At 64.3% G+C, this 25,633-nt stretch carries 28 protein-coding genes and 1 tRNA gene; 15 read left to right on the top strand and 14 right to left on the bottom strand.

The window, feature by feature from the left end:
• Window positions 1-4: 4 nt before the first annotated feature.
• Entirely contained in the window at window positions 5-1,021 is a 1,017-nt protein-coding gene (coxB, locus tag IWY39_RS14290) for a cytochrome c oxidase subunit II (protein ID WP_107125620.1), read from the bottom strand.
• Window positions 1,022-1,304: 283 nt separating this feature from the next.
• Here coxB and pyrE point away from each other — a divergent pair, with 283 nt between their 5' ends.
• From pyrE to IWY39_RS14265, 5 genes are read left to right on the top strand one after another with little or no spacing between them, the layout of a single operon-like run.
• Window positions 1,305-1,886, top strand: coding sequence for an orotate phosphoribosyltransferase (pyrE, locus tag IWY39_RS14285; RefSeq protein WP_026002547.1), 582 nt, complete (start codon window positions 1,305-1,307; stop codon window positions 1,884-1,886).
• Between the two features lie 3 nt (window positions 1,887-1,889).
• The gene (locus IWY39_RS14280) at window positions 1,890-2,627 is read left to right on the top strand and encodes a pyridoxine 5'-phosphate synthase (RefSeq protein WP_107125619.1); all 738 of its coding nucleotides are present in this window, start codon (window positions 1,890-1,892) and stop codon (window positions 2,625-2,627) included.
• Window positions 2,624-3,025 (top strand): holo-ACP synthase, encoded by a 402-nt coding sequence (gene acpS / locus IWY39_RS14275; protein ID WP_017183971.1) that lies wholly within the window; start codon window positions 2,624-2,626, stop codon window positions 3,023-3,025. Before IWY39_RS14280 ends, acpS begins: the two co-directional genes overlap by 4 nt.
• Window positions 3,026-3,060: 35 nt before the next feature.
• Entirely contained in the window at window positions 3,061-3,933 is an 873-nt protein-coding gene (gene lepB, locus IWY39_RS14270) for a signal peptidase I (protein WP_026149644.1), read from the top strand.
• A gap of 24 nt (window positions 3,934-3,957) precedes the next feature.
• The gene (locus IWY39_RS14265; RefSeq protein WP_196871607.1) at window positions 3,958-5,040 is read left to right on the top strand and encodes an AI-2E family transporter; all 1,083 of its coding nucleotides are present in this window, start codon (window positions 3,958-3,960) and stop codon (window positions 5,038-5,040) included.
• A gap of 23 nt (window positions 5,041-5,063) precedes the next feature.
• On the opposite strand, the gene IWY39_RS14260 is transcribed toward IWY39_RS14265, so the two are convergent.
• The 7 genes from IWY39_RS14260 to IWY39_RS14230 form a co-directional block, all read right to left on the bottom strand.
• A complete protein-coding gene (locus IWY39_RS14260; RefSeq protein WP_107125617.1) occupies window positions 5,064-6,419 on the bottom strand; it encodes a sensor histidine kinase in 1,356 nt (451 codons plus the stop codon).
• Entirely contained in the window at window positions 6,419-7,138 is a 720-nt protein-coding gene (locus tag IWY39_RS14255) for a response regulator (RefSeq protein WP_107125616.1), read from the bottom strand. Before IWY39_RS14255 ends, IWY39_RS14260 begins: the two co-directional genes overlap by 1 nt.
• Window positions 7,139-7,273: 135 nt before the next feature.
• On the bottom strand, window positions 7,274-7,897 hold the full coding sequence (locus tag IWY39_RS14250; protein WP_107125615.1) for an EF-hand domain-containing protein: 624 nt from the start codon (window positions 7,895-7,897) through the stop codon (window positions 7,274-7,276).
• Window positions 7,898-8,023: 126 nt separating this feature from the next.
• Window positions 8,024-8,677, bottom strand: a complete 654-nt coding sequence (locus IWY39_RS24345; protein WP_269208000.1) for a methyl-accepting chemotaxis protein — start codon at window positions 8,675-8,677, stop codon at window positions 8,024-8,026.
• A gap of 81 nt (window positions 8,678-8,758) precedes the next feature.
• Window positions 8,759-9,976 carry an argininosuccinate synthase gene (locus tag IWY39_RS14240; RefSeq protein ID WP_107125614.1) on the bottom strand — a complete coding sequence of 406 codons (1,218 nt, stop codon included), beginning with the start codon at window positions 9,974-9,976 and terminating at the stop codon, window positions 8,759-8,761.
• 141 nt (window positions 9,977-10,117) lie between these two features.
• Window positions 10,118-11,074 (bottom strand): hypothetical protein, encoded by a 957-nt coding sequence (locus tag IWY39_RS24340; RefSeq protein ID WP_261376056.1) that lies wholly within the window; start codon window positions 11,072-11,074, stop codon window positions 10,118-10,120.
• A 141-nt stretch (window positions 11,075-11,215) separates the two neighbouring features.
• Window positions 11,216-11,410 (bottom strand): DUF4169 family protein, encoded by a 195-nt coding sequence (locus IWY39_RS14230; RefSeq protein ID WP_107125612.1) that lies wholly within the window; start codon window positions 11,408-11,410, stop codon window positions 11,216-11,218.
• A 97-nt stretch (window positions 11,411-11,507) separates the two neighbouring features.
• Between IWY39_RS14230 and IWY39_RS14225 the strand changes: the two genes are divergently transcribed.
• The gene (locus tag IWY39_RS14225; protein ID WP_107125611.1) at window positions 11,508-12,497 is read left to right on the top strand and encodes a LacI family DNA-binding transcriptional regulator; all 990 of its coding nucleotides are present in this window, start codon (window positions 11,508-11,510) and stop codon (window positions 12,495-12,497) included.
• A gap of 17 nt (window positions 12,498-12,514) precedes the next feature.
• On the opposite strand, the gene IWY39_RS14220 is transcribed toward IWY39_RS14225, so the two are convergent.
• Window positions 12,515-12,588: transfer RNA gene (locus IWY39_RS14220), tRNA-Gly, on the bottom strand.
• A 110-nt stretch (window positions 12,589-12,698) separates the two neighbouring features.
• Here IWY39_RS14220 and IWY39_RS14215 point away from each other — a divergent pair.
• From IWY39_RS14215 to IWY39_RS14205, 3 genes are all read left to right on the top strand, one after another.
• On the top strand, window positions 12,699-13,619 hold the full coding sequence (locus IWY39_RS14215) for a LysR family transcriptional regulator (protein WP_107125657.1): 921 nt from the start codon (window positions 12,699-12,701) through the stop codon (window positions 13,617-13,619).
• Between the two features lie 113 nt (window positions 13,620-13,732).
• Complete coding sequence (locus IWY39_RS14210) at window positions 13,733-14,848, top strand: DUF47 family protein (protein WP_107125610.1); 1,116 nt, start codon at window positions 13,733-13,735, stop codon at window positions 14,846-14,848.
• A gap of 21 nt (window positions 14,849-14,869) precedes the next feature.
• Window positions 14,870-15,868: an inorganic phosphate transporter gene (locus IWY39_RS14205; RefSeq protein WP_107125609.1), complete on the top strand. Its 999-nt coding sequence runs from the start codon at window positions 14,870-14,872 to the stop codon at window positions 15,866-15,868.
• Window positions 15,869-15,930: 62 nt separating this feature from the next.
• On the opposite strand, the gene IWY39_RS14200 is transcribed toward IWY39_RS14205, so the two are convergent.
• Window positions 15,931-16,128, bottom strand: coding sequence for a hypothetical protein (locus IWY39_RS14200; protein ID WP_019052878.1), 198 nt, complete (start codon window positions 16,126-16,128; stop codon window positions 15,931-15,933).
• Between the two features lie 140 nt (window positions 16,129-16,268).
• On the opposite strand from IWY39_RS14200, the gene IWY39_RS14195 reads away from it, so the two are divergent.
• Together IWY39_RS14195 and IWY39_RS14190 are read left to right on the top strand one after the other, a co-directional pair.
• Window positions 16,269-17,678 (top strand): helix-turn-helix domain-containing protein, encoded by a 1,410-nt coding sequence (locus IWY39_RS14195; RefSeq protein ID WP_107125608.1) that lies wholly within the window; start codon window positions 16,269-16,271, stop codon window positions 17,676-17,678.
• A 226-nt stretch (window positions 17,679-17,904) separates the two neighbouring features.
• Window positions 17,905-19,680 carry a sensor domain-containing diguanylate cyclase gene (locus IWY39_RS14190; protein WP_107125607.1) on the top strand — a complete coding sequence of 592 codons (1,776 nt, stop codon included), beginning with the start codon at window positions 17,905-17,907 and terminating at the stop codon, window positions 19,678-19,680.
• Window positions 19,681-19,852: 172 nt separating this feature from the next.
• Here IWY39_RS14190 and IWY39_RS24335 read toward each other — a convergent pair whose 3' ends face one another.
• Window positions 19,853-20,683 (bottom strand): cold-shock protein, encoded by an 831-nt coding sequence (locus IWY39_RS24335; protein ID WP_107125606.1) that lies wholly within the window; start codon window positions 20,681-20,683, stop codon window positions 19,853-19,855.
• A gap of 239 nt (window positions 20,684-20,922) precedes the next feature.
• Here IWY39_RS24335 and IWY39_RS14180 point away from each other — a divergent pair, with 239 nt between their 5' ends.
• The 4 genes from IWY39_RS14180 to IWY39_RS14165 all read left to right on the top strand — a co-directional run bounded on the left by IWY39_RS14180 (window position 20,923) and on the right by IWY39_RS14165 (window position 23,064).
• Window positions 20,923-21,540 carry a ribonuclease D gene (locus IWY39_RS14180; RefSeq protein WP_017183955.1) on the top strand — a complete coding sequence of 206 codons (618 nt, stop codon included), beginning with the start codon at window positions 20,923-20,925 and terminating at the stop codon, window positions 21,538-21,540.
• A 21-nt stretch (window positions 21,541-21,561) separates the two neighbouring features.
• Window positions 21,562-22,209, top strand: a complete 648-nt coding sequence (locus IWY39_RS14175) for a hypothetical protein (RefSeq protein WP_019052875.1) — start codon at window positions 21,562-21,564, stop codon at window positions 22,207-22,209.
• On the top strand, window positions 22,209-22,769 hold the full coding sequence (locus IWY39_RS14170) for an LptA/OstA family protein (RefSeq protein WP_017183953.1): 561 nt from the start codon (window positions 22,209-22,211) through the stop codon (window positions 22,767-22,769). Before IWY39_RS14175 ends, IWY39_RS14170 begins: the two co-directional genes overlap by 1 nt.
• A gap of 121 nt (window positions 22,770-22,890) precedes the next feature.
• Window positions 22,891-23,064 carry a hypothetical protein gene (locus IWY39_RS14165; protein ID WP_017183952.1) on the top strand — a complete coding sequence of 58 codons (174 nt, stop codon included), beginning with the start codon at window positions 22,891-22,893 and terminating at the stop codon, window positions 23,062-23,064.
• 64 nt (window positions 23,065-23,128) lie between these two features.
• Here the strand turns inward: IWY39_RS14165 and IWY39_RS14160 are convergent, their stop codons facing one another.
• Genes IWY39_RS14160 through IWY39_RS14150 form a run of 3 tightly spaced genes read right to left on the bottom strand, consistent with a single transcriptional unit; the run spans window position 23,129 to window position 25,486 of the window.
• Complete coding sequence (locus tag IWY39_RS14160; protein ID WP_107125656.1) at window positions 23,129-23,719, bottom strand: histidine phosphatase family protein; 591 nt, start codon at window positions 23,717-23,719, stop codon at window positions 23,129-23,131.
• Window positions 23,720-23,723: 4 nt separating this feature from the next.
• A complete protein-coding gene (gene kdsB / locus IWY39_RS14155; RefSeq protein WP_107125655.1) occupies window positions 23,724-24,530 on the bottom strand; it encodes a 3-deoxy-manno-octulosonate cytidylyltransferase in 807 nt (268 codons plus the stop codon).
• Complete coding sequence (locus tag IWY39_RS14150) at window positions 24,527-25,486, bottom strand: KpsF/GutQ family sugar-phosphate isomerase (protein WP_017183949.1); 960 nt, start codon at window positions 25,484-25,486, stop codon at window positions 24,527-24,529. The genes kdsB and IWY39_RS14150 overlap by 4 nt, the downstream gene beginning before the upstream one ends.
• Window positions 25,487-25,633 lie beyond the last annotated feature (147 nt).

Raw genomic sequence — 25,633 nt, 5'->3', positions numbered from 1 at the left:
TACATCAAAGCTTGGCGTCAGCGACGGGCGCGGCGGCAGGCGCAGCGGCCTGGGCCGTTTCGGCGGCGGCTGGCGCTGCACCGGGCAGCTTGCCACCCTGCGAAAGCACCCACTGGTCGAATTGCGCAGGCGGCAGCGCTTCGATCGCGATCGGCATGAAGCCGTGGCGCGCGCCGCACAGTTCCGAACACTGGCCGTAATAGACGCCCGGCTTTTCGATGGTGAAGCTCTTTTCGTTCAGGCGGCCGGGAACGGCATCCATCTTCACCCAGAGCGACGGCACGGCAAAGCTGTGAATCACGTCTGCGCCGGTGATGATCAGCTTGATCGGGCGGCCCACGGGCAGGACGAGGCGGTTGTCGGCGGCCAGCTGATGCGGTTCGCCGCTGGCCTTGGCCTGTTCCTCGGTCAGCATGTTCGACACGAATTCGGGGATGCCCGCGTCGGGATATTCATAGCCCCAATACCATTGATAGCCGGTGACCTTGACGGTCAGCGCATCCTTGGGCGCGGGCTTGTACTGGTCGGCCAGCAGGCCGATGGAGGGCACGGCGACGACCAGCAGGATCAGCACCGGCAGCACCGTCCACACGACTTCGATCAGCGTGTTGTGCGACGTCTTGGACGGGATCGGGTTTGCGCTCGCCCGGAACCTCCACATGGCGTAGAGCATCAGGGCAAGGACGAGGATGGAGATCGCGAAGATCAGCGGCAGCAGCATCTTGTCATGCAGCCAGCGCGCGGTGTGTCCCGTCGAGGTGAACTGTTCCTGCAACGTGACTTCGCCAGGCTTGGGCATGCCAATGCCTTCGGTCGGCTTCATGCGCGGCGGCGCGGCGACCTTGGCCACAGGCGCAGCCTCGGTGGCGTTGGCAGCCGAATCAGCCGGAGCGGCTGCATTGTCGGCAGCCGGCGCAGCAGCGGCGGCGACATTGTCCTGCGCCAGCGCCTGACCGTTCATCGCGATTGATGGCGCGAAGGCCAGCAATCCGGCGAGAACGAGCGATTTCACCTTGTTCATAGCGTGTTCTTACCCCGTAACCCCTTGGCGCCGCTGCAACGAAGACGCGCGTCTGCGCATCGCCCCCGCCCGGTCGGTTCTGCCGCGGCTTATAGGCATGGTTTTTTCATGCCTCAAGCTTCCATGACCAGATTTTCTTCGCTGTTGCAACGCCCCCTTTGGCCGCCTATTTCGCAGCAGCGCGCACAGGGGCGCGATCATGGCGCGTCTTGTGCGTCATGTTGACAGGGATTTGATGGGGGTCAGAGCGCCCGGATGGCCCGCGACAGGATTGATGAACGGCATGAACGACGAAGAGGTATTGGCGGAATTCCGGGCAGCAGGGGCATTGCTGGAAGGACATTTCATTTTGTCGTCGGGCCGCCGCAGCGCCAATTATCTGCAATGCGCCCGCGTGCTGATGAATGCAGAGCGCGCCGGCAAGCTGGCCCGCGCCATGGTGCAGAAGCTGCCGCGCGAATTGCGGCAGGAAATCGACCTGGTGGTTTCGCCGGCCATGGGCGGGCTGATCGTGGGCCATGAAGTCGGCCGTGCGCTGGGCAAGGATGCGGTGTTTCTGGAACGGCCCGAAGGGACATTCGAACTGCGCCGCGGCTTTGCCATAGCGCCGGGCCAGAAAGTGCTGATGGTCGAGGATGTCGTGACCACCGGCCTGTCGTCGCGCCAGGCGATCGAGGCGGTAGAAAAGGAAGGCGGCGTGGTCATCGCCGAAGCCGCGCTGGTCGACCGGTCGGCGGGCGAGGTGGAACTGGGCGTGCCCTTCTATCCGCTCGTGTCGATCAATTTCCCGGTCTATGAAGCCGATGCAGTGCCGCCCGAACTGGCGGCGATCCCGGCGATCAAGCCCGGCAGCCGGAAGATATAGGATATGCCGCACTCCCCCGCCCCACTGCGACTGGGCGTCAATATCGACCATGTCGCCACCATCCGCAACGCGCGCGGCGGGGATCATCCCGATCCGGTCAAGGCGGCTTTGCTGGCGGTGAAGGCGGGGGCGGACGGCATCACCGCGCATCTGCGCGAGGACAGGCGGCATATCCGCGACGAGGATGTCGCGACGCTGATGGCGGCGCTCAGCGTGCCGCTCAACCTGGAGATGGCGGCGACGGCGGAGATGCTGGACATCGCGCTGCGCTACAAGCCGCACGCCGCCTGCATCGTGCCGGAAAAGCGCGAGGAGCGCACGACCGAGGGCGGGCTGGACGCGGCGGGCCAGTTCGAGACTCTCAAGCCGATCGTGGAGGCGCTGGGGGACGCAGGCATCCGGGTGAGCCTGTTCATCGAGGCGGACACAGCCCAGATTGACGCGGCGATCCGGCTGGGCGCGCCGGTGGTGGAATTTCATACCGGCGCCTATGCCCATCTGGGCGGCGAGGCGCGGGCGGCGGAATTGCGCAAGATTGCCGATGCGGCTGCGCTGGCGGTCAGGAACGGGATAGAGCCCCATGCCGGGCATGGCCTGACCTTCGACAATGTCGCCCCCATCGCCGCCATCCCGCAGGTCGCCGAACTCAATATCGGCCATTTCCTGATCGGCGAGGCGATCTTCGGCGGGCTGGAAGGCAGTATCAGAGAGATGCGGCGGCAGATGGATCTGGCGCGGTGATCATCGGGCTAGGCTCCGACCTCTGTAACATCGAGCGTATCCAGAATTCTCTCGACCGCTTCGGCGTGCGATTCGAACAGCGCGTATTTACAGATGTCGAGCAGGCCAAGGCCAATCGCCGCCCCTTCACCAAGGCAGGGACGCTGGCCAAGCGGTTCGCCGCCAAGGAAGCCTTTTCCAAGGCGGTCGGGACCGGGTTCAAACGCGGCGTGTTCATGAAGGACATCGGCGTCGTCAACGCGCCATCGGGCGCGCCGACGCTGGCGCTGACCGGCGGGGCGCTGGCGCGGCTGGAGAGCATGGTGCCAGCAGGTCACAAGCCGGTCATTCATCTGACGCTAACCGACGATCATCCATGGGCGCAGGCCTTCGTCATCATAGAGGCGGTGCCGCTGTGAGCGCCCTGCCCCCCGATCCCAGCGAGCAGACCCCCATGACGGCAACCGACCTGCACGACGATATGCCTGCACCGGAAGCAAAAGCGCCCGCGCCCTGGGTCAATTGGTGGCAGGAGGTCAAAAGCCTGTCGCTGCTGATTCTGGCGGTGCTGGCCTTTCACAGCTTCGTCGCCAAGCCTTTCTATATCCCGTCCGAATCGATGATGCCGGTGTTGCTGACCGGCGACCGGCTGGTGGTGAGCAAATTCCCCTATGGCTGGTCCTATGTCTCGCCCAGCTTCCACCCCCTCCCCTTCCTGAAAGGGCGTCTGTTCGGGCGCATGCCCCAACGCGGCGACATCGTCATCGTGTCGCCGCAGAACCGGCGGGAAGATTATATCAAGCGGGTGATCGGCCTGCCCGGCGACATTGTAGAGGTGCGCGGCGGACAGGTGGTGCTGAACGGCGTGCCGGTGAAGCAGAAGGCGCTGAAAACGCTGCGCCTGCCCGTCGATGCCAACGCGCCCTGTTCGCCGATGCAATTCCCCGGCGCGCGGGTCAGCGGCCCGGACGGCAAGGACTATTGCGAATTGCCGGTGCGGCAGGAAATCCTGCCCAATGGCAAGACGTACCTCACGATCGACATGGGGCCGAGCGCGCTCGACTGGTATGGGCCGGTCAGGGTGCCCGCCAACCATGTGTTCCTGATGGGCGACAATCGCGACAATAGCGCCGACAGCCGCGCGCCACTGGAAGAAAATGGGTTGGGCGGGCCCGTGCCATGGGAGGCGATTGGCGGGCGGGCCGAATTCATCACCTTCAGCCTGGACGGCGATACGACATGGAACCCGCTAAGCTGGGTCCGGTCACTGCGTAGCGGCCGGGCCGGGAACAGCCTGCGGCCAGCGAGCGTTACCGACCCGAAATAGTCTAAGGCCAAAGGGGTATCGGGTTTGAGCGACACGCAACATCATGTCGAGGCGCCCGGTCCCAGCGAAGTGCGCAGTCCGCTGGTCGCGCATGAATTGCAGCGTGCGGGCGTGTGGTTTGCCTTCGCCATCGTCATAGGGCTGATCGCCCTGCTGGCCCAGCCGATCCTGCTGGTGCTGGGCGCGCTGGTGCTGGCGACGATGATGGATGGCGGGGCGCGGCTGTTGAACCGCATATTGCCGATCGCGCGCGGCTGGCGCTTGACGATCGTGCTGCTGGGCGCCGTCGCCTTCATGGTCTGGACCTTCTACCTTACCGGATCGAGCCTGATGGATCAGGCGCAGGCGATGCGGACCATTGTCGAAGCGCAGGTCGCGCGGGTGGGCGGCTGGATGCAGCAGATGGGCGTGTCGACGACGCCGGAGGATCTGAAAAGCCTGGCCAGCCAGGCGATGAGTTCGATGGGCCGGGTGACGGCAGCGGTCGGCACCGCGGTCGGCGCGATCACCAGCGGGGTGATGATGCTGGTGCTGGCGATCTTCATCGCGGTCGATCCCAAACTGTACGAACGCGGGGTCGCCTGGATGCTGCCGATGGACAAGCGCAGCCATTTCTATGCCATCGCCGACAAGATGGGCTGGACGTTGCGGCGGCTGATGGCCGGGCGGCTGATCGGCATGACGGTGGAAGGGGTAGGCACCTGGCTGCTGCTATGGGCGGGCGGCGTCCCGATGGCGGGGCTGCTGGGCATATTGACCGGCCTCTTCGCCTTTTTGCCCAATATCGGATCGATCATTTCCGGCGTGCTGATCATCCTGGTCGGCTTTTCGGGCGGGACCAACACGGGCCTTTATACCTTTGGCGTCTATCTGGCGGTACAGCTTGTCGACGGCTATCTGATCGTGCCGATGGTGGCGAAGAAGGCCACCGATCTGGCCCCCGCGCTGGTGCTGGCGGCGCAGATTTTGTTTGGCGCGCTGTTCGGGATCATGGGGCTGTTTTTGGCCGATCCGATCGTGGCGATGATCAAGGTCTATCTGGAGGAACGATCCAAAAGACTGGAAGAGGTGCGGGCCAGGCAGGTGAAGGACAGGCTGGCAGTTTGATGTACAGCCCGCCCTATCGAGCCTCAACCCGGCAATAGGAGACTGGCTTCCAGTCCGCCGCCCGGTCGGTTCGCCAGCCGCAATTGGCCCTGATGCTCCGCCATGATCGCGCGCACCAGCGCCAGCCCCAGCCCGGCCCCGCCGGTTTGCCGGTTGCGTGACCCTTCCAGCCGGGTGAAGGGTTCGAGCATTTCGTCCATGCGGTCCGCGGCAATGCCCGGCCCTTCGTCGGCCACAGCGATGCGGATCATCGCCCCTTCGCGGCTGACCGACACATGCGCGCGATCACCATAGACGATGGCGTTTTCGATGAGGTTGCGGAGCGCGCGGCGGATCTGCTGCGGGCGGACGAAGGCGACGGCGCGATCGCTGTCGGTCATGGCGACCGGCGACCCCAGTTCGATGAAATCCTCCACCACCGCGTCGGCGAGGCTGGCGAGATCGACCTTCTGCGCGGCTTCGGTACTGCGCCCGGCGCGGGCGAGCGAGAGGATGTCCTCCAGCATCCGGTTCATTTCCTCGATGGTTTCGGACATGCGCGCCCGTTCGCCATCATCCTCGACCGATTCGGCGCGGACCCGCAGCGAAGCGAGCGGCGTGCGAAGGTCATGGCCGATCGCGCCGAGCATCCGGTCCTTTTCGTCCAGCATGGCGATGATGCGCGATCGCATGGCGTTGAACGCCATGGTGAGGTCGCGCACGTCGCCGGGGCCGCGTTCATCGACCGGATCGGCCGCGCCGGTGCGGGCAAATTGCAGGGCAGAGCCGGTAAGTTGCTTCAACGGGCGCGCCAGTCGGCTGCCGACCCACAGCAGGGGCAGCAGGACGATGACGTAGAGGATGAGCGTCTGACCGACCAGCCAGCCGCCAAAGCGTTGCGGCCGGTCACCCGTGCGCGCCTGCGTCACCACCCATTTGCCCGCTTCATATTCCGCCGCCAGCGTCAGCCGCGCGACGCGATGGTCGTGCGGACGATCGCCATTGGCGCGAATGCGGATGCGTTCCCAGCGGCGCAGGGGCATGATGGCGTCATCCTGCACCACGCGAACATTCAGGATATTGAGGCCAATATCATCGAACATCGCCATTGCGCGCCGTTCGATGTCCGGGCGCGGCTGTCCTTCGAGCGTCGGCGTGCCTTGCACGAAGCGCGCGCGCATGCGCGGCGGGGCGGGACGGTCGGGCCGGTTGTCGAGCGCATCGATCACGCGATAGACGGCAGGGGCCGTCTGGCCGGTCAGTTCCAGACGGGTCCGTTCACGAAACAACAGCGTGAAATTGATCGCCTGCGCGACAAACAGCGCCAGCGCGACGATCAGGATGATCTGGCCGACCAGACTTTGCGACCATAGGCGCAGTCGCCGCCACCCCTGCGCCATCACAATTTGCGGACTTCCGCCGACAGGGTGTAGCCACCGCCCCACACGGTCTTGATCAGCGTAGGGTTTTTGGGGTCCGGCTCGATCTTCTTGCGCAGGCGGCTGATCTGATTGTCGATCGCCCGGTCGAAGGCATTGGCCTCGCGCCCCTGGGTGATGTCGAGCAACTGGTCGCGGCTGAGCACGCTGTTGGGGCGCGTGGCAAAGGCCAGCATCAGATTATATTCGGCGGTCGAAAGCGGTAGCGACACGCCCTCGCTATCCACCAGCGTGCGCTCCTGCGTCTTGAGCAGCCATCCGGCGAAACTGTAATTGGCGCCATCGGGCGCGGTGACGCGCTGGCCGCCAGTGGCGACGCGGCGAAAGATCACCTTGATCCGCGCGACCAGTTCACGCGGCGAAAAGGGTTTGAGCACATAATCGTCCGCGCCCATTTCCAGCCCGACGATACGGTCTGTCTCCTCGGTGCGGGCGGTCAGCAGGATCACCGGGATCTCGCTGGTTTCGCGGATATGGCGGCACAGCGACAGGCCATCCTCGCCAGGCATCATGATGTCGAGGATCACCAGGTCGATCGCGTTTGCGTTCAGCCGGATGCGCGCTTCGGCCGCGCTGTCGACGGCGGTGACGCGGAAGCCGTTGCGCGAGAGATATTGCGCCAGCGGTTCGCGGATCGAACGCTCGTCATCGACGAGGAGGAGATGGGGTTTGTCGCTCATGCTGCCTGTCTGTCACGGCTGAACAAAGGTTGGAAGGGCGAAGGCGCAAGGGGGGACGCCTTCGCCCTTCCAGGTGTCGCGACCGGGTTCAGGGACATCAGGGGGAATGCCGGGCCGGACGCGAATGGGGAAAGGTCAGCCTGCGGGTGGCGGCGGAGCCTTGCGGTCCTTCCACGCGCCACGCATCGCCTGGCGGGCTGCCTTCATTTCATCGGCGGTCACCTTGCCATCCTTGTTGGCGTCCGCCTTGTCGAACATCGCGGTCGGCGCGGCCATGAATTCCGCCTTGGTGATGGTGCCGTCCTTGTTCGCGTCGGCGCGCATGCCCATCATGCCGTGACCGCGATGATGACCACGACCCTGCCATTTGCGGCCCTCGCCACGCTCGGCGCGCTTGTCGGCGCGGGCTTCGTGGGCGGCGGCAAATTCCGCCTTGCTGACCTGGCCGTTCTTGTCGGTGTCCAGCATGGCAAAGCGCTTGTCGAGTCGCTGGGCGCGCATGGCGTCGCGATCGGCCTGGGTCAGCTTGCCGTCCTTGTCGACGTCCAACTTCGCAAAGCGTCCTTCCAGCGCGGCGGTCATTTCCGCCTTGCTGATCGCGCCATCCTTGTTGGTGTCGGCCATTGCCATCATGCCGCCGCGACCGCCCCGATGGCCGGGGCCCTCAGCGCCCGGCTGGGCAAAAGCGAGATGCGAGGCGGCGAGACCGCCGACGAAGAGCGAACCCAGCGCGACGGTGCCAAAAAATTTGCGGATCATATCCTGTTACCTTCCCAGTGATTGTCATGAACGACAAGTCGCCGTCCTTGAAATCCGTTATGGGCAGGATTTGTCCCGCAACTATGTCAGTGCAACCGGCAAACTGTCGCAATTTGTAACTGCGTATCAGCCGGCAATGAAGGCGCGGGCGTCGCGCGTGGCGGCCTGCGTATCGAGCGCGAGCTTCTTCACCTCCGCCGCGACGACGGAAAAGCCGCGCCCCGCCTCCCCCGCGCGCGCCGCTTCGATCGATGCGTTGAGCGCCAGCAAATTGGTCTGGCGGGCAATGCCGTCAATCGTATCGACAATGCCGCCGACTTCGCAGAGCACCTGCTCTATGCTGGCGCGGCGGTCGCGTTCCTGGCGATTGAGGCGCCTCTCGGCATCCTCGCGCGCGGCGATCGCTTCCTGTTCGGCGCTGATGTCGGTCGCGAATTTGATGATGCCGATCTGCACGCCCTGATCGTCGAAGATCGGGTTATAGCTGCCCCTGATCCAGATCAGCCGACCGTGCCGATCCTGCCGCCGATAGACGCCAGTGTCGAACTGTCCCGCGCGCAACCTGTCCCAGAACGCCGCATAACCGGGCGTATCGGCAAAGCCCGGTTCGCAGAACAGGCTGTGCGGGCGCAATTCTATGTCTGCGAAAGCATAGCCGAACAGGGTCAGGAAATTGTCGTTGGCGCCAATGACGCGACAATGCATGTCGAAGCTGACGATCGCCGTCGAGCGTTCGATTGCGCGACAGATTGACGATGTTTCCAACTCTATACCGTACATGCCCATGCCTCCGAAATGGAGGCATGGGCTACAATCGGTTAACGCTTGCCTAACCATGCGGCAGGCCGCGCGTGATAGCTGTCAGCGGTCCCGCCGACCCAGCAAGCGCAGCCGCAGCGCGTTCAGCTTGATGAAGCCTGCGGCGTCGCGCTGGTCATAGGCGCCCGCATCATCCTCAAACGTCACGACTTTTTCACTGTAGAGCGAATAAGGCGACTTGCGGCCAACGACATAGACGCCGCCCTTGTACAGCTTGAGCCGCACGGTGCCGGTGACCTTTTCCTGGCTATGGTCGATCGCCGCCTGCAACATCTCACGCTCCGGGCTGAACCAGAAGCCGTTATAGATGAGTTCGGCGTAGCGCGGGGCCAGTTCGTCCTTCAGATGCGCCGCGCCGCGATCCAGCGTCACCTGCTCGATGCCGCGATGGGCGAGGTGATAGATGGTGCCGCCCGGCGTTTCATACATGCCGCGCGACTTCATGCCCACGAAGCGGTTTTCGACCAGGTCGAGACGGCCAATGCCATGTTTGCGGCCATAATCGTTGAGCGTTTCCAGCAGCGTTGCCGGCGACATGGCGACGCCGTTGATGGCCACGCCATCGCCGCGCTCGAAATCGATGGTGATATATTCGGGCGCGTCGGGCGCGTCCTCCGGGTTGACCGTCCGCGAATAGACATAGTCGGGGACTTCATCCCACGGATCTTCCAGCACCTTGCCCTCGGACGAGGTGTGCAGCATGTTCGCGTCGGTCGAAAAGGGGCTTTCGCCGCGCTTGTCCTTGGCGATCGGAATCTGGTTCTTTTCGGCAAATTCGATCAGGCGGGTGCGGCTGGTCAGATCCCATTCGCGCCACGGCGCGATCACCTTGATGTCGGGCGACAGGGCATAATAGCCCAGTTCGAAACGGACCTGATCATTACCCTTGCCCGTCGCGCCATGCGACACGGCATCCGCGCCCACCATCTTGGCGATTTCGATCTGGCGCTTGGCGATCAGCGGCCGGGCGATCGAGGTGCCGAGCAGATAGAGACCTTCATAAAGCGCATTGCTGCGCATCATCGGGAACACATAGTCGCGCACAAATTCTTCGCGCAGGTCGTCGATGAAGATATGCTCTTCCTTGACGCCCATCAGCCGGGCCTTGGCGCGCGCAGGCTCCAGTTCCTCACCCTGCCCCAGATCGGCGGTGAAGGTCACCACCTCGCACTGGTAGGTCTGTTGCAGCCATTTCAGGATCACGCTGGTGTCGAGGCCACCGGAAAAGGCAAGGACGATGCGGTTGATCTTGTCTGACATGGCTAGCGACTCTTCTGTGCAAGGGTGGCGCGGATGATGCGCGCGGCGCGTATCAGCCAGTGTGCAAAAGTGCAACCGGACAGGCAAAAAGGGACCGGAAGCGTAGCGCCTCCGGTCCCTTTCACTCTGTCTTCAGTCCGATCAGGACGTGCGCGGCTTCAGAAGGCCGGTACGCACACCATCATTGCCGAAACGATAGACGGTCTGGCTGCGATCGACCGCCGGAGCAGGGGCTGCAACCGGGTCAGCCGCGCGGGGCGCTGGCGGGGTTTCGATCGCCTGGCGCTCGGCCAGCAGAAACCTTGCCCGACGCAGCCGCTTGGCATGGGTGAGGAAAGGATTTTCCGCGCTGGGCGGCGCGGCGACCATCGCCGCGATCGTGCGCTCCTCGTCCGTTGCCGGCGCAGCGGGCGTGTAAGCCGTACGCGGCGCGACGGGAGCTGGCCTGACGGGTTCCGGCGCGGCCTCAACCGGCATCGCTGCGGCAACCGGCATCGGCTGGGCCACCGCGTCAGCGGGACGACGACGGCGCATCATTGCAGCGCCACCCAGTCCGGCAAGCAGCAGGGCGACGCCGCCCATGGCGAACAGAAGCGCATTATCGGTCCGTGCTGGCTGCTCGGCCACGACAGGCTCGGCCGGAGCCTGGACCATCGGCGCAGGCGCAACGATTGGTGCAGCGGGAGCCGGCGTCACGGTCGGCGGCGCAACAGCCGGAGCCGACTGGGCAGCAGATTGGGCCATGGCGGCAGGTGTTACCGGTGCAGCGGCCCGTTCCATGCTGCGCGGCGCGGCGCGGCGCGGGGCAGGCGCAGGCGTGGCGGCGGCCTCCGCTTCAGCGGCGGCAATGGCTGCGGCGCGACGCTCCTCGACCGACGGGGTCGCCTGCACGACCGGCGCGCTCGGCGCAAATGTCGGCGTGGCTGGCGCAGCGGCGACGGGCGCGGCCGCGGGTACCGAAGGCGTGGCGGGGGCCGTCACTGTGGGGGCAACCGGCGGCGGGGCGATTTCCTGCGCCAGCAAAGGGGTTGCACTGAGAGCCAAAACAGCGGCGATCGCGGCCCTGGCGGGGCGAATGGGGCTTGTGTGTTCAGTCATAGCGAGAGAAGAACCCGCGACATCTTCAATCGACTGCAAGGCGACTCTCGATTCCGGGACGGAAGGAGGCGGATAAGCGGCAAATTGATTGACATGAACAATGGTTCATCTTCAAATGAACCACAGATTTACAGAACTATACTATGTTTCGTCGGAACGGCGACTTTCCCTATATGCGCCATCCAGCAAAGCGTCCTGTCGCGCCTGATCCCTGCCCTGCGCGATCCGCTCCGCCTTTGTCCGGCCGAATTTGGCGCGATTGCTGTCTGCCGCGCGCGCCTTGTCAGCCCGCGCCTTCACCTTGCGCGCCTGACGCAGATTGACAACATTGCTCATGTGCCGATGACCCTTCATGTGCGGCTCGTTCAGCATCTATCATAGGAGTCGCGATCATGACTTGCCAAGCGTGGCGTCTCCCTTCCATGACAGGCTTATGACCAGCATCCACGACGTCGCCGCTTTGGCCAAGGCATCCATCAAGACTGTGTCGCGTGTCGTGAACAACGCCCCCAATGTCAGCCCCGACCTGCGCAGGCGGGTGCAGGCGGCCATCGATCAGCTGGGCTATCGCCCCAACCAGTCGGCGCGGCGGCTCGCGGGCGGGCGTTCCTTCATGATCGCCTATCTCTACAGCAACCCCGCCCCCGGTTATATCAGCGGCATCCAGTCCGGCGCGGCGGCGCGCTGCCGCGAACTGGGCTATCATCTGGTGGTGGAACCGATTTCGGCAGCGGGCGAGGAATGGTTCGACGTGCTGGACCGGCTGGTCGCGGCGTTGCGGCCCGACGGCGTGCTGCTGGTACCGCCCTTGTCGGACAATGAAGCGCTATTGGCGCGGCTGGCGGAATTGCGCCTGCCCTGCGCACGGATCGCGGGATCGGTTGTCGCGGCCAGCTTCAACATCCACACGCCCGAACGTGCCGCCGGGCGAATGGTCGCCGACCATCTGATCGGGCATGGGCACCGGCGAATCGGCATCATCACCCCCCCGCCCTCGCACCGCGCGGCGCTGCGCCGGGTCGAGGGGTTTCGCGACGGGTTGAGCGCGGCGGGCCTGCCTGTCGACGATGCGCTGTTTGTGCCGGGCGGTTTCGATTTCACGTCGGGCATCGCGGCAGGCGAAGCGCTGCTTGCCCTGCCGCAGCCACCCACGGCGATCTTTGCGACCAATGACGACATGGCGCTGGGCGTACTGACCCTGGCACATCGCATGGGCCTGAACGTGCCGGACGATCTGTCGGTGGTCGGTTTCGACAATACCCCCGCGAGTCTCACCAGTTGGCCGCCGCTGACCACGGTGCGTCAGCCGCTGGAGGAAATGGGCCGATCGGTCATCGACGCGCTCGCCAACGGTCCGCTCGACGAACCGGAATTTCTGTTCACGCTGGTGGAGCGGGGCAGTTGCGGGCCAAGGCCGGGCTGATCTGCTGAAAAAAGGGCTGGAGCGGGTAGCGGGGATCGAACCCGCATCACAAGCTTGGAAGGCTAGTGCTCTACCATTGAGCTATACCCGCCCGGCCGGGAAGCGCCCTGCCATCATCCTGGGGGCTTCGTCAATATCGCAATGTATGATTGCGCCAAGATCGCCCTTAACCCGGCCCGGCATTTCCTCTATCACACGGGGATGCAAAGCCCTTCCCTGCGCCAGCTGGATATTTTCGCGCAGATGGTCGCGGCGGGCAGCGTCGCGCGCTGCGCCGATATGCTGGGCGTCACCGCCGATGAAATCGCCCGCGACATCGCGTCGCTGGAAATGCGGCTGGGCTATCGCCTGTTCGAGGATATGAGCGGCAGCGTGCGCCTGACGCCGGCCGGACGCAAGACGGCGCAGGCCATGACATTATTGTCGCAGGATGCGCCGGAGGATTGGGACGAGACGGCTGCTCCTGCCGAAGCGCCGCCCCCACTGCCCCAACCGCCCGCGCCGCAGCGCCAGACGATCATGCTGGCGGCCCCTGCCCCGATCTTCGGTCATTTTCAGGACGCGCTATCGGCGTTCGAGGCGGCGAACGAGGATATTGCCATCACGCTGGACTTGCATGTCCAGTCCGTGACGGACGCAGCGGCAGCGTTGCGGGAGGGGCGCGCGGACATCGCCTATTTCTATGCGCTGGAGGAACCGGCCGGTTTCGCGTCCCGCTATGGCTGGTCGGAACCGCTCAGCCTCTATGCGGGCGCGGCCCATCCGCTGGCGCAGGCAGACAGCGTGTCGCGCGAAGATCTGGCGGTCACGCCGATGCTGGCGCTGGAGCGGCGCAACCCCATGCGCCACATTATCGAGGATGCGCTGGCGCGCGGGCGGGTGCAGCTTGGCGCACCTGCGCTCGAATCCGATGATATGTTCGCGGTGATGACGGCGTTGCGCGCGGGCAAAGGCATTTTCGCCGCCTTCGGCGCGCTGGCGCGCGATCTGGGGCGGATGGACGGGATCGAGCGGCTTCGGCTCGACAGCCAATTGCCCGCGATCGAGGTGCGCCAGGCGCTTGGAGCCCGCGCGGCGGAGACACCGGCGGTCGAGGCGCTGGCGGAATTTCTGTTTCTTTAGGGGCGATGCCGTTGGCGCGGAAAGCTGCCGGCCCATGGATCTTCGGTGCGAAAAGGCCCGGCACGATGAGGTCCGATTGCGCATTGTGACAATTTCGTTACAAGGCGCACTCCATGCGCCAGATCGCCGCCCTTCCCTATACGACCCATGCCGACGGATCGATGCAGATCCTGCTGATCACGTCGCGCGACACGCGGCGGTGGGTCATTCCCAAAGGCAACCGAATCAAGGGGCTGGCCGGCCATCGCGCCGCCGAACTGGAAGCGTTCGAGGAAGCGGGCATTCACGGCATCGCCTGTCCCGCCTCGCTTGGCCGCTACAGCTATGACAAGCGCAAACGCAGCGGCTCGGCGCGGGAGGCGACCGTCGAGGTATTTCCGCTTGCCGTGACTGGCCAGTTGTCGCAATGGCCCGAACAGGGGCAACGCGAACTGCGCTGGTTCCCTGTGGCGGAGGCCGCCTGCGCCGTCGACGAACCCGATCTTCAGGCAATCATCGCCGCCTTTCGCAAGCCGCCCCGCGATCCGGGCCGGTTCGTGCGGATGCTGCTGTGGTTCAAGGACAAGCAAAGCGAAAGGACTGGAATGCTCGCCTGGTTTCATGCGTTGATGCCAAAGCAGGGCCGCTTTTTCGAGCAATTCGAAAATCATGCGGCAACCCTGGTCGCCGGCGCGGACGCGCTGGCCCGGCTGCTCAAGGGCGGACCGGACATGGACGTCCATATCAAGGAAATTTCCGATCGCGAACATGAAGCGGACGACATCATCCGCGACGTGTTGCTGGACGTGCGGCGCATCTTCGTAACCCCGTTCGACCGCAGCGCCATCACCGGCCTGATCGGCGTGATGGACGACGCGATCGACCAGATGAACCAGACCGCCAAGGCCATCGCCCTCTACGAGGTCAAGGCATTCCCGTCCCAGATGCAGGATATGAGCGCGCTGATCGTCGAATGCGCGCGACTGGCGGCCGAAGCGATGCCGCTGCTGCGTTCGCTCAACCTCAACGCCACGCGCCTGCACGACCTGACCGAACGGCTGGTCAAGCTGGAGGGCCATGCCGACATATTACATGAAGCGGGCCTCAAGACGCTCTATGCCGCCGCGCGCGAGGGCAATCCCATGGATTTCGTCGTCGGGCGGGAAATCTATTCCCACCTGGAAAAGGTCACCGACCGGTTCGAGGATGTCGCCAACCAGATTTCCGGCCTGGTCATCGACCACGCCTGACGATCCCGCCGGATACGCTTCATGGACCCCATTGCCCTCCCGCTGCTGATCGCGCTGATCGGCGTCGCGCTTGCCTTTGACTTTCTCAACGGCCTGCACGACGCAGCCAACTCGATCGCGACCATCGTGTCGACCCGCGTGCTAAAGCCCCAATATGCGGTCGTTTGGGCAGCCTTCTTCAACTTCATCGCCTTCCTCTTCTTTGGCCTGCATGTCGCGACCACGGTGGGCAAGGGGATCGTCGACGCCGCGATCATCGATCCGCAGGTGATTTTCGGCGCGCTGATGGGGGCGATTTCGTGGAACCTCATCACCTGGGCGCTGGGCATCCCCTCTTCCTCCAGCCATGCGCTGATCGGTGGGTTGCTGGGCGCGGGGACGGCCAAGGCCGGGCTGGGCGCGGTGATATGGTCGGGCGTGTTCAAGACGAGCGCGGCGATCGTCATGTCGCCCGCGATTGGCCTGCTGCTGGCGTTGCTGCTGGTGCTTATCATCAGCTGGATCTTCCGCCGCTTCACGCCCCATGGCGCGGACGGCGTGTTCCGCAAGCTGCAACTCGTTTCCGCATCGCTCTACTCGCTGGGGCATGGCGGCAACGACGCGCAAAAGACGATGGGGATCATCGCCGTGCTGCTCTATTCGCAGGGCATGTTGCAGGGCGAATTCCATGTGCCCTTCTGGGTCGTGATCAGCTGTCAGGCGGCGATGGGATTCGGCACGCTGTTTGGTGGGTGGAAGATCGTCCACACCATGGGGTCGAAGATCACGCGGCTCAGCCCGGCGCAAGGTTTCTGTGCGGAAACCGGCGGGGCGATCACCCTGTTCATGGCGACGCATCTGGGCATTCCGGTGTCGACGACCCATACTATCACTGGCGCGATCGTGGGTGTCGGCGCATCGCGGCGGCTGTCGGCGGTACGATGGAATATCGCATCGCGCATCATCGTCGCCTGGATCGTGACCCTGCCCGCCGCTGCCCTGATCGGCGCGGGCTTCTACTGGATCACGCGCTTCTTTTGATAGCCATACGGCACCGGCCATGCTGGCCGATGCCGTGCTGCTTCAGTCAGGCTGGGCGCCGATCAGGCGACGCGGCCAAGCCGGTGATAGAGATTGGCATATTTGACCGATTCCGGCTGGTCCTGAATCTCGCGCAGATAATGGACGATGGCGGTGCGGATCAGGCCGAAATCCTCCTGCGAGAAAACCGCGCGCGACCGGGCGGGCTGGGGGTGGCCGCCGGTGTCCGTCATATCTTGCGTCATCGTGTCCGTCGTCATGGTCCTGTCCTTGTCTCAGCGAGCCGTCGTGCGGCGATGAACAATGAGTTAGACATATTGACGCGCAGCGGAAGGGCGATGAGTGGCCGCGTGTCACAATAGGATTTGGTCAATCTGTCAAACTATGACATTATGACTTTATGGCAGACGCGACAGACCGCAAACTCTATCTTGGCCCCAAGCTGCGCGTCCTGCGCCGCGAACTGGGCCTGAACCAGACCCGAATGGCCGAGGAATTGGGGGTTTCTCCCAGCTATCTCAACCATCTGGAGCGCAACCAGCGACCGTTGAGCGCGCAGATGCTGCTGCGGCTGGCCAATGTCTATGACGTCGACATTCGCGATTTTACCGCGCGCGCCAATGATGGCGGATCGGGTGAACTGAGCGAGATATTGTCCGACGCGCTGGTGCGCGACATCGGCATTGCGCGCGACGAAGTGCTGGAAGTGTCGGAAAATTATCCCGGCGTCAGCGAAGCCATCGCCCGATTCTATCGTGCGCTGAGCGACCTGCGCCGCCTGCCGGGCGAAGCAGCGGCGGGGGAGCGCGGCCCCGCCCCGCTGGTCGCGCCGATCGACTGGCTGCGCGAGACGATCGCGCGGGCGGGCAATCATTTTGCCGAGATCGATGCGGGCGCCGAAGCCATCGCCGCGCAGCTGAGCCAGGACCCCGCGCTGTTACAGGCCGAGTTGCGCGCGCGCCTGAAAGACCGGCACGGCATGGCCGTCCAGGTGCTGCGCGCCGATGTGCTGGCGGGGACGCTGCGCCATTATGACATGCACCGGCGGCGGTTGATGCTGAGCGAACGGCTGGCCGCGTCCGGGCGGCTGTTCGCCATCGCCTATCATCTGTGCGCGCAGGAACTGGCCGACGCGATTGCCGCGCAGGTCGCCCGCACGGCCCCGCCGGACGAGGATAGCCGCCGCCTCGCCACCATCGCGCTCACCAACTATGCCGCGGCCGCGCTGATCATGCCCTATGACCGCATCCGCCAGGCGGCGGAGCAATGCCGCCATGACCTGCCCATGCTGCGTGACAGATTCGGCGTGTCGAGCGAACAGCTTGCCCACCGCCTGACCAGCCTCAACCGCACCGGCGCGCGCGGCATCCCCTTCTTCATGGTCAGGATGGACCGGGCGGGCATCATATCCAAGCGCTTCGACGGCGAAGCCTGGCCCTTTGCCCGCTATGGCAGCACGTGCCCCCGCTGGGACGCGCATGGCGCTGGCGCAGTCGATCAGGTGAGCGTGCAATTGATCGAGACGCTGGACGAGCGCCGCTTCGTCACGCTCGCCATGGCGCTGCCCCTTCCGCCGGGCGCGCGTGGCCGCGCGGTCATCGCGCTGGGGTGCGAGGCGAAACATGCTTCGCGGATCGTCCACGCCGACGGGATCGACGCGGACAAGGACGATGCAGTCGAGGTCGGCCCGACCTGCCACCTGTGCGAACGCCGCGCCTGCCCCGACAGGGCGCTGCCTCCGGTAACGCGGGCGCTCGATTTGCATGGCTATGAACGGACGAGCGCGCCGTTTCCGTTCAGGCGGGTGTGATGGGGACTTGTGGCTGGCAGGCGAATGGCCGCGCTGCATTTGGGACGGGGCGACGACGGCCATCGTCGATCATCCTCGATCGCGCAGTTCGCCTGAAGCCGCGAAATCGGGTGGCCCCATCGAGAAGAGGCGGTTGGGGAAAAAGCATCATTTTTCAATGTCATTCGTCGCATAGTCCGGGAAGGTTGACGTCTTTTTAACCAGCGTGCGGGCAAGACAGGGCGTGATGCACAGCCGCCGCCCTTTCAACGGAATTTTGCTGAGAAAGCCGATCGCCTTCGCGCTGGTGGGGGCGTTAGGGTATCTGATGCTCGCCAGTGGCACTATCGCGCTGACAAGCGACGGCCGTGATCACGCAACGGTGTGGCCCGCAGATGCCATCATCCTGGCGCTGCTCCTCAATTCGGGCAGACGGCATTGGCCATTGCTTCTGACCGCAGGATGGCTGGGCAACCTTGCCGCCAACGGGCTCACCCGTGAATGGACCATCGGGATCATTCTCTATGGCGCGATCAACATGGGCCAGGTGCTCCTGGCGGCATGGTCGCTCAGACGGTCCGGCGACACCAGGAATCTGCTCTCCGATGTAAGGGCGGTCGGGCGTTTCGTCATCTGGGCAGGTCTTTTCGCCCCCTTGATGGGAGCCGCTGTCGGATCTCTGGTCGCTTCGGTGAATTACAATGTGCCGATCGGCCCGTCATTCATCCGCTGGTTTGCCAGCAATTCGCTTGGATTGCTCGTTTGTACGCCGTTCCTGAATGCCGTTTTCGATGGAAGCTACCGTCGTTGCTTTGCGGCCAAAAGTCTGTGGGAAAGAGGCGAAACATTCGCCCTGATGGCGATCCACGCCGCCGTGACAATTTTTGTATTCGGGCAGAATCATCTGCCGATACTGTTCCTATCCTTTTCTTCGCTTCTTCTGCTCTCATTCCGCATCGGGCGGCTCGGCACCTATGCCGGAGTCATGCTCGTTGCCATTATCGGCGCGGTGTCAGCCCTTCAGCATTTTGGCCCCATGGCCTTGATCAATGAGGGCGCGGCCTTTCAGGCCATCTTCTTTCAGGCCTATCTGGCGACGCTGTTGGTGACGACACTGCCTGTGGCAGCGATCGTTGCATCGCGCGCCGAAGCGTTGGGCAATCTGGCCGCCCGCGAGGAGACGCTGCGCCTCATCATGGCGCATTCCCCCGATGTCATCCTGAGCTTCGACAATGATGGCGTGTGCCGATGGGCTGACGGTCCTGTGCGCGAATATCTGGGGCTTGGGCCGGAGGCGCTATTTGGCAATCCCGCCGCAGCAATCGCCCTTCGCACAGGCGAAGACCTGCTGGTGGCGTCTGGCCGCCCTACCGACGAACGGGGCACGGAGAAGGCCATCGAGTTTTCGCCGATTTTGCAACCATCCCTCACACTGGAAGCATCGTTCCGGGATCTTACCCGTGATGGCATGATTGTCGGGCGCGTCGTGACCTTGCGCGACGCGACAGCGCGAAAGGCCCGCGAGCAGGCGATAACGATTCAGGTCGAAACCGATGATCTGACCGGGGTCAAGAACCGGGCTGGCTTTCGGCGACATGTGCGCGCCGCATTGGCCGACACCAGCCGTCCCTGTTCGGTAGCGATTGTCGATGTCGATCACTTCAAGGTCATCAACGACCGCTACGGTCATCAGGTCGGGGATGCGGTTCTCATGGAGATCGCGCAGCGATTGACCGCCGGCATAAGGCAAAGCGACATCGTAGGCCGTATCGGCGGCGACGAGTTCGCCATCCTCTTTCAATGCGACCTGGAAACAGCAAAACTGGCCTGCGAGCGTATCGCCTATTCCATTTCCCAACGCCCCATATTTTCCGATGATACCCTGCTAGTCCTCACCTCGATCAGTTGCGGAGTCGCAGGCTACATGCCGGGCATGTCGCGCGATCAACTGTTCGAAGCCGCCGACACTGCCCTGTATCAGGTCAAGCAGGATGGACGAAACGGCGTCCGTGCAGCCGGGTGACGCGGACAATATCGCGTTCACGCGCTTGCCTGCGCAAATAAGCCTTCGCGCCTGATTGCGGCAACGTCATCGTCAAGCGGCATAGCCGCCCCACACCCCAACACCAAAAAAGGGGCCGCCGGGCAGGCGACCCCTTCTTTATCCTCTCCCGCGAAAGCGGAAGTGTGGCCGCTTAGTCGGCCTTGGGCTGGAGGTTGACGGCGGCATATTTGCCGCGACGGTCGACTTCCAGTTCAAAGTCCAGACGATCGCCTTCATTCAGGGCGGCCATGCCAGCGCGTTCGACGGCGCTGATGTGGACGAAGGCGTCGGGCTGGCCATCATCGCGCTGAATGAAGCCGAAGCCCTTCATCGCGTTGAAGAATTTGACCGTGCCGCTGGCGCGTTCGCCGGTCAGCTGGCGCTGCGGGCCGCCACGATCGCCACCGGGGGCGCCGAAGCCACCGGCGCGCGGTTCGCGCGGCGGGCCACGGTCCGTCACGGGGAGCGGTTCGCCTTCGATCTTGAGATCGGTTGCCGAAACCTTGCCGCCACGATCGACCAGGGTGAAGCCAAGCTGCTGACCTTCGGCCAGGCCAGTCAGGCCGGCCTGTTCGACAGCACTGATATGCACGAACACGTCCTCGCCGCCGTCATCGCGAACGACGAAGCCGAAGCCCTTTTGCCCGTTGAAGAATTTAACGACGCCAGTGCCTTCGCCAACGACCTGCGCAGGCATGCCGCGACCACCGCCGCCGCCGCCGCCACCGAAGCCGCCGCGGTTGCCACCGCCAAAGCCGCCGCCGCCAGCGCGATCACCGCCACCGAAGCCGCCGCCAAAGCCACCGCGATCACCGCCGAAACCACCGCCGCCGCCGCCGAAGCGGTCACCGCCACCGAAGCCGCCACCAAAACCACCGCGACCACCGCCGCCGCCAGCGCCCTGATCGTAGAAATTGTCGTCGCCGAAACCGTCGCGCTTGTCCTTGCCGCGCCCGCCGCGGCGACCTCTGTCAAAACTCATGCCCTGTTAGTCACTTTCGCTTCGCCCCAAGACCAATCGGACAAACATGTCGGGCGAATGACATGCACAATCCACCGCAAAGGCGCGGTTTGGGAATCACTATATCAACTTTTCAGGGGAGCGCGAATGTTTTTACAGGCAAGGCTTCAGGTAGGACTTCGGTTGATCCTATGGCCATGTCGCACCATCGGCAAAGCCTTTGATTGCGATATGCCCGCTTTGCCCATAGAGGGGAAGCCATGACCGTCCATTTTCATGAAGAAGACCTGCCCGCAGGCGTGCTCGCCCCCGGCCCGGTTGCCGTCGACACCGAAACCATGGGGCTGATCACCCCGCGCGACCGCCTGTGCGTGGTGCAGATCAGCGATGGCAAGGGCGATGAACATCTGGTCCGCTTTGCCGCCGGATCGGACTATGCCGCGCCCAATCTGCGCGCCGTGCTGGCGGACCCGGAACGGCTGAAACTCTACCATTTCGGGCGTTTCGACATTGCCGCGATCAAATATTATCTGGGCGTCGTGGCAGCCCCTGTCTATTGCACCAAGATCGCTTCGCGCCTCATTCGCACCTATACCGATCGCCATGGCCTGAAGGAACTGGTCCGCGAACTGCTGGGCCAGGACATCAGCAAGCAGCAGCAGTCGAGCGACTGGGGCAACCCCGTCCTGTCCGACGCGCAAAAGGATTATGCCGCGTCCGACGTGCGCTTCCTCCACGCGCTGCGCACCGAATTGAACAAGCGGCTGGAGCGCGAAGGGCGGATGGAACTGGCGCAGGCCTGTTTCGATTTCCTGCCGCACCGTGCCGAACTCGATCTGGCGGGATGGCCGGAGATCGACATATTTTCCCACATGTAAGCGAATCGGATCGTCGTCACCATGTCCGTCCAGGCCGATCAGCAACGCGATGTGCGCCGCCACTGGGCGCGACCGGGGGGCAGCCATGACCGGCTGGTCGGCCTGCTCAAAAACTGGCTGCCGGTCGCGGTCGGGGTGCTGAGCGCGCTTTTGGCGACCGCACCCTTTACCAGCGGCGACAAGGTCAGCTTCGTTCTGGACAAGAACAAGGTCGAAGTCGCCAAGGAACGCATGCGCGTGACCGAGGCGCTGTATCGCGGGCAGGACAGCAAGGGGCAGCCCTTTTCCCTGCGCGCAGGATCAGCGGTGCAGAAAAGCTCGCGCGAGCCGATCGTCGACCTGAACAGCATGTCCGCGCGCATCCTGCTGTCGGACGGTCCCGCCGTGCTGAGCGCACAAAAGGGTCGTTACGACATGGAGACCGAGCGGGTCGGGATCGAAGGGCCAGTGCAGTTCGAGGCGGCAGGCGGCTATCGCCTGACCACGCGCGACGTCGGCATCGACCTAAAGACCCGGCGGATGCGCAGCGCGGGTCGGGTCGACGGGCGCATCCCGATCGGCACATTCAGCGCGGACCATCTGGAAGCCGACATGGGCGCGCGCACGGTGACATTGAATGGCCGGGCCAGCTTGCGCATCGAACAAAATGGCCTCAAAGGGCGAAACTGATGAAAGCCTCTTATCTTCTGCTGTCGGTCGGCTGCGCGGGCGCCGCGGGCCTGATGTTCGTCGGCGCCATGCCATCGCTCGCGCAAGTCGTCAGCAAGCATGACAGCAACGCCCCGGTCAACTTCACCGCCGACCGGATCGAGGTGCAGGACCGCGCCGACCGCGTCGTCGTGTCCGGCAATGTCGAAGTGACGCAGGCGGGCATGACGCTCAACGCCGCGCGCATGACGGTGGCCTATCGCAACGAGCCAGGCGGCGGCGCGAGCGGGGTGGAGATCGACCGGATCGACGCATCCGGCAATGTCGTGGTGACCAAGGCGGATCAGACCGCGCGTGGCAATGTCGCCATTTACGACCTCAACAGCAAGCTCATCACCATGTTGGGCAATGTCGCGCTGACGCAGGGGTCCAACCGGCTGACCGGCGGGCGGCTGGTGATGGACCTGAACACCGGGCGATCGACCGTCGATGGTCGCGCATCGGGCGGCGGCGCTGGTGTGACGGGCAGCGCCGGGGGCCGGGTGACGGGGACATTCTCGGTCCCGCAGCGAAAAAATTAAGCGCGGACGTTGTGGAGTTTTCCTGACGCGACGAACCGTTTGAAAGTGGGTTGATCCGGGGCGTCAACCCTGTAGCAATCATGGATTGCACATTTTCACTTGTGCTGCGATAAGCTGCCTCATGACATTGGCGGCAATCGTTTTGGTGGTATTCGCCCTCGCGCTTGGTGGCGCTATTCTCAGCGCGCGCCGCTGGAACATGACCATCGGCGTCATCAGTGGCCTGGCGGTCGGGCTGGCCGGCTGGGCGATAGCCTCAATGGGCATCATGATCTGGTTTTCCAAAAGCTACTAGCAGCCTAGATCGGCGGCCTGCCGCACCCGGCAGGCAAGAGGAAGCGGAGCGCGTCGCTATCGCTTCAAGGCCGCACGCCCCATCGCACCAGCGTCACCCCGCCATCCGCATCCAGCGCCAGCTCCCCGAACGCCCCCGTTCGCAATTTGAGCGATCCTAGCGGCAAACCGGCAGCCAGCAGCGCGAAGCGGGCCGCGCCATTGCTGGTGACGAACAGGTCCACCCCCTCCCCACCCTCGGCAAAGCAGGCGCGCCAAGCCGCGATCCGCGCTTCGGCGTCGACGATCCAGTCGGCCGGGGCGATCCCGCGCTCATCCCAGTCGGCGATCGCCTGCGCGCCGATGCGCGCCAGAACCTGCGCTTCGGGCCGGCCTTCGTCGGGACCATGATCGATTTCGCCCAGCCAGTCGCCCATACCGTCTGGCATATGGCCGGTGGCGTCAGCGATCGCCTGCGCGGTTTGTCGGGCGCGCAGGAGCGGACTGGTCAGCAGGCGGGTGATGGCGAAGTCCTGCGCGGCGAACCACGCGCCCAGCCGTTGCGCCTGGACATGGCCACTCTCGACCAGCGGCAGGTCCGTGCGTGATCCGATGCGGCAGGCCTGCGCGCTGCTGGCGAACGTGTTGCCATGACGAATGATGAAAAGACGGCGCATGGCGTCAGGGCGGCGTCGGATCGCCATGCCGGGCGATCAGCGCCTCGACGCGGCTGATGTCCGCTTCGGTATCGATGCCGCTACTGTCGAACGACGGCGGATCGACCGGCACGGTCATGACGGGGATGCCCAGTTCCAGCAAACGCAGCTGCTCCAGCCCCTCCAGATTTTCGAGCGCCGTGGGCGGGCTGGCTTCAAAGGCGCGCAGGGCGTCCAGTGCATAACCATAAAGGCCGACATGCCGCCAGACCGGCGAGACGGGCTGGCTGGCACGCAGGGCATCCTCCCCCCTGATGGCGGGAATGATATTTTTGGAGAACCACAAGGCCCGGCCATCTGGCGCGCGAGCGCAGGTCGTGCCGCTGAAAGGAGAGCGGGTCTTGTGATCACGCAGGGCATCGAGCGCAGCCCAATCGAGCGCGATCACCGGCGTGGCGACCTGCGCGCCCGCCTCCAGCGCGGCGATGACCGCGCCCAGCGCACCCTGCGGCTGAAAAGGGGAATCGCCCTGAAGGTTGACGACGAAGCGCGGCGGCGTGGGCTGCGCCAGCGCGGCGGCCAGCGCACGCCCCGATCCGGTGGCAATGGCGCTGTCGGTCATCACCGCATCACACCCGACCGCGCGGGCATGATCGGCGATTTCGTCATCATCGGTAGCGACCGTCAGCGCAACGCCCGCGCGCGCGCCGATCGCGGCGCGGGCCATGGCGATGGTGCGATGGAGCAAGGTGCGCCCGGCGATCAGGCGCAGCGGCTTGCGCGGCAGGCGGGATGACCCCGCCCGCGCGGGAATGACGACAAGCTGGTTCAGGCGACGCCCGCGTTCAGCAGATCGTGCATATGGACGGCGCCGATCAAACGACCATTGTCGCACACGAACAGCAGCATGACGTTGCGTTCATGCATCAGGTGCAGTGCTTCCTGCGCCAGTTCGTCCGGCCCCACGGCCAGCGGCGTGTGCGTCATGAAGCGGCCGACCGCTTCGGTCAGATTCTGCTTGCCGGTCACGGTGCGGCGCAGGTCGCCGTCGGTGAAGGCACCGATCAGCCGCCCTTCGCGATCGACAACCGCTGTGCCGCCAAGGCGCGCGCGCGTCATTTCGATAGTCGCATCGAGGAGCGAAGCGCCTTCCCGCACGGAGGGGATGTCCGCCCCCTTAGCCATCAGTTCGCGCACCTTGATCAGTTGCGCGCCAAGACGGCCATTGGGATGGAATTTGTGGAAATCATCCGCCGAAAATCCGCGCATTTCCATCAGCGCAATCGCCATGGCGTCACCAAAGGCCATCTGCACCGTGGTCGACGTGGTGGGAGCGAGCGAATTGGGGCAGGCTTCCGGCACATCGGGCATCAGCATGCAAATGTCTGCGGCAGTGGCGACCGTGCTGTGGGCCCGCGCGGTCATGCCCAGCAAGGGAATGGCGAAGCGCTTGCAATATTGGATAATCGGGCCAAGCTCGGTCGACTCGCCCGAATGGGACAGCATCAACACGACATCATCCGGGGTCACCATGCCCAGATCGCCATGGCCAGCGTCGGCTGGATGCAGGAAGATGGCCGGGGTGCCCGTGGAGGTCAAAGTCGCCGTCATCTTGCGCGCGACAATGCCGCTCTTGCCAATGCCGGTCACGATCACGCGCCCCCGGACATTCATGATGACGCCGATCAGCCGCACGAATGTAGCGGCAAAGTCACGTTCAGAAAATTGCGCTTCCAGCGCGTTGAGGCCCAATGCAGCGACCGACAGGCTGTGGCAAGCCGCCTTCACTATTTGTCCGCCCGAACCGAACGGCACAATTTTCGAAGCAAGTGTCGACACGCGTTTGCCCTTTTTCCCGCATGTCACCGCCGGATATCCGGCTGGCACACGCGGCGACGAACCACCTTATTTGGTGCGCCGTCTATCCCTCGTTCC

Origin of the sequence: Sphingobium sp. JAI105 (assembly GCF_015752145.1) — a bacterium.
Taxonomy (GTDB): Bacteria; Pseudomonadota; Alphaproteobacteria; order Sphingomonadales; family Sphingomonadaceae; genus Sphingobium; species Sphingobium xenophagum.
The sequence above is the reverse complement of the archived record's forward strand: the minus strand, read 5'-3'. Positions and strand labels throughout refer to the sequence as shown.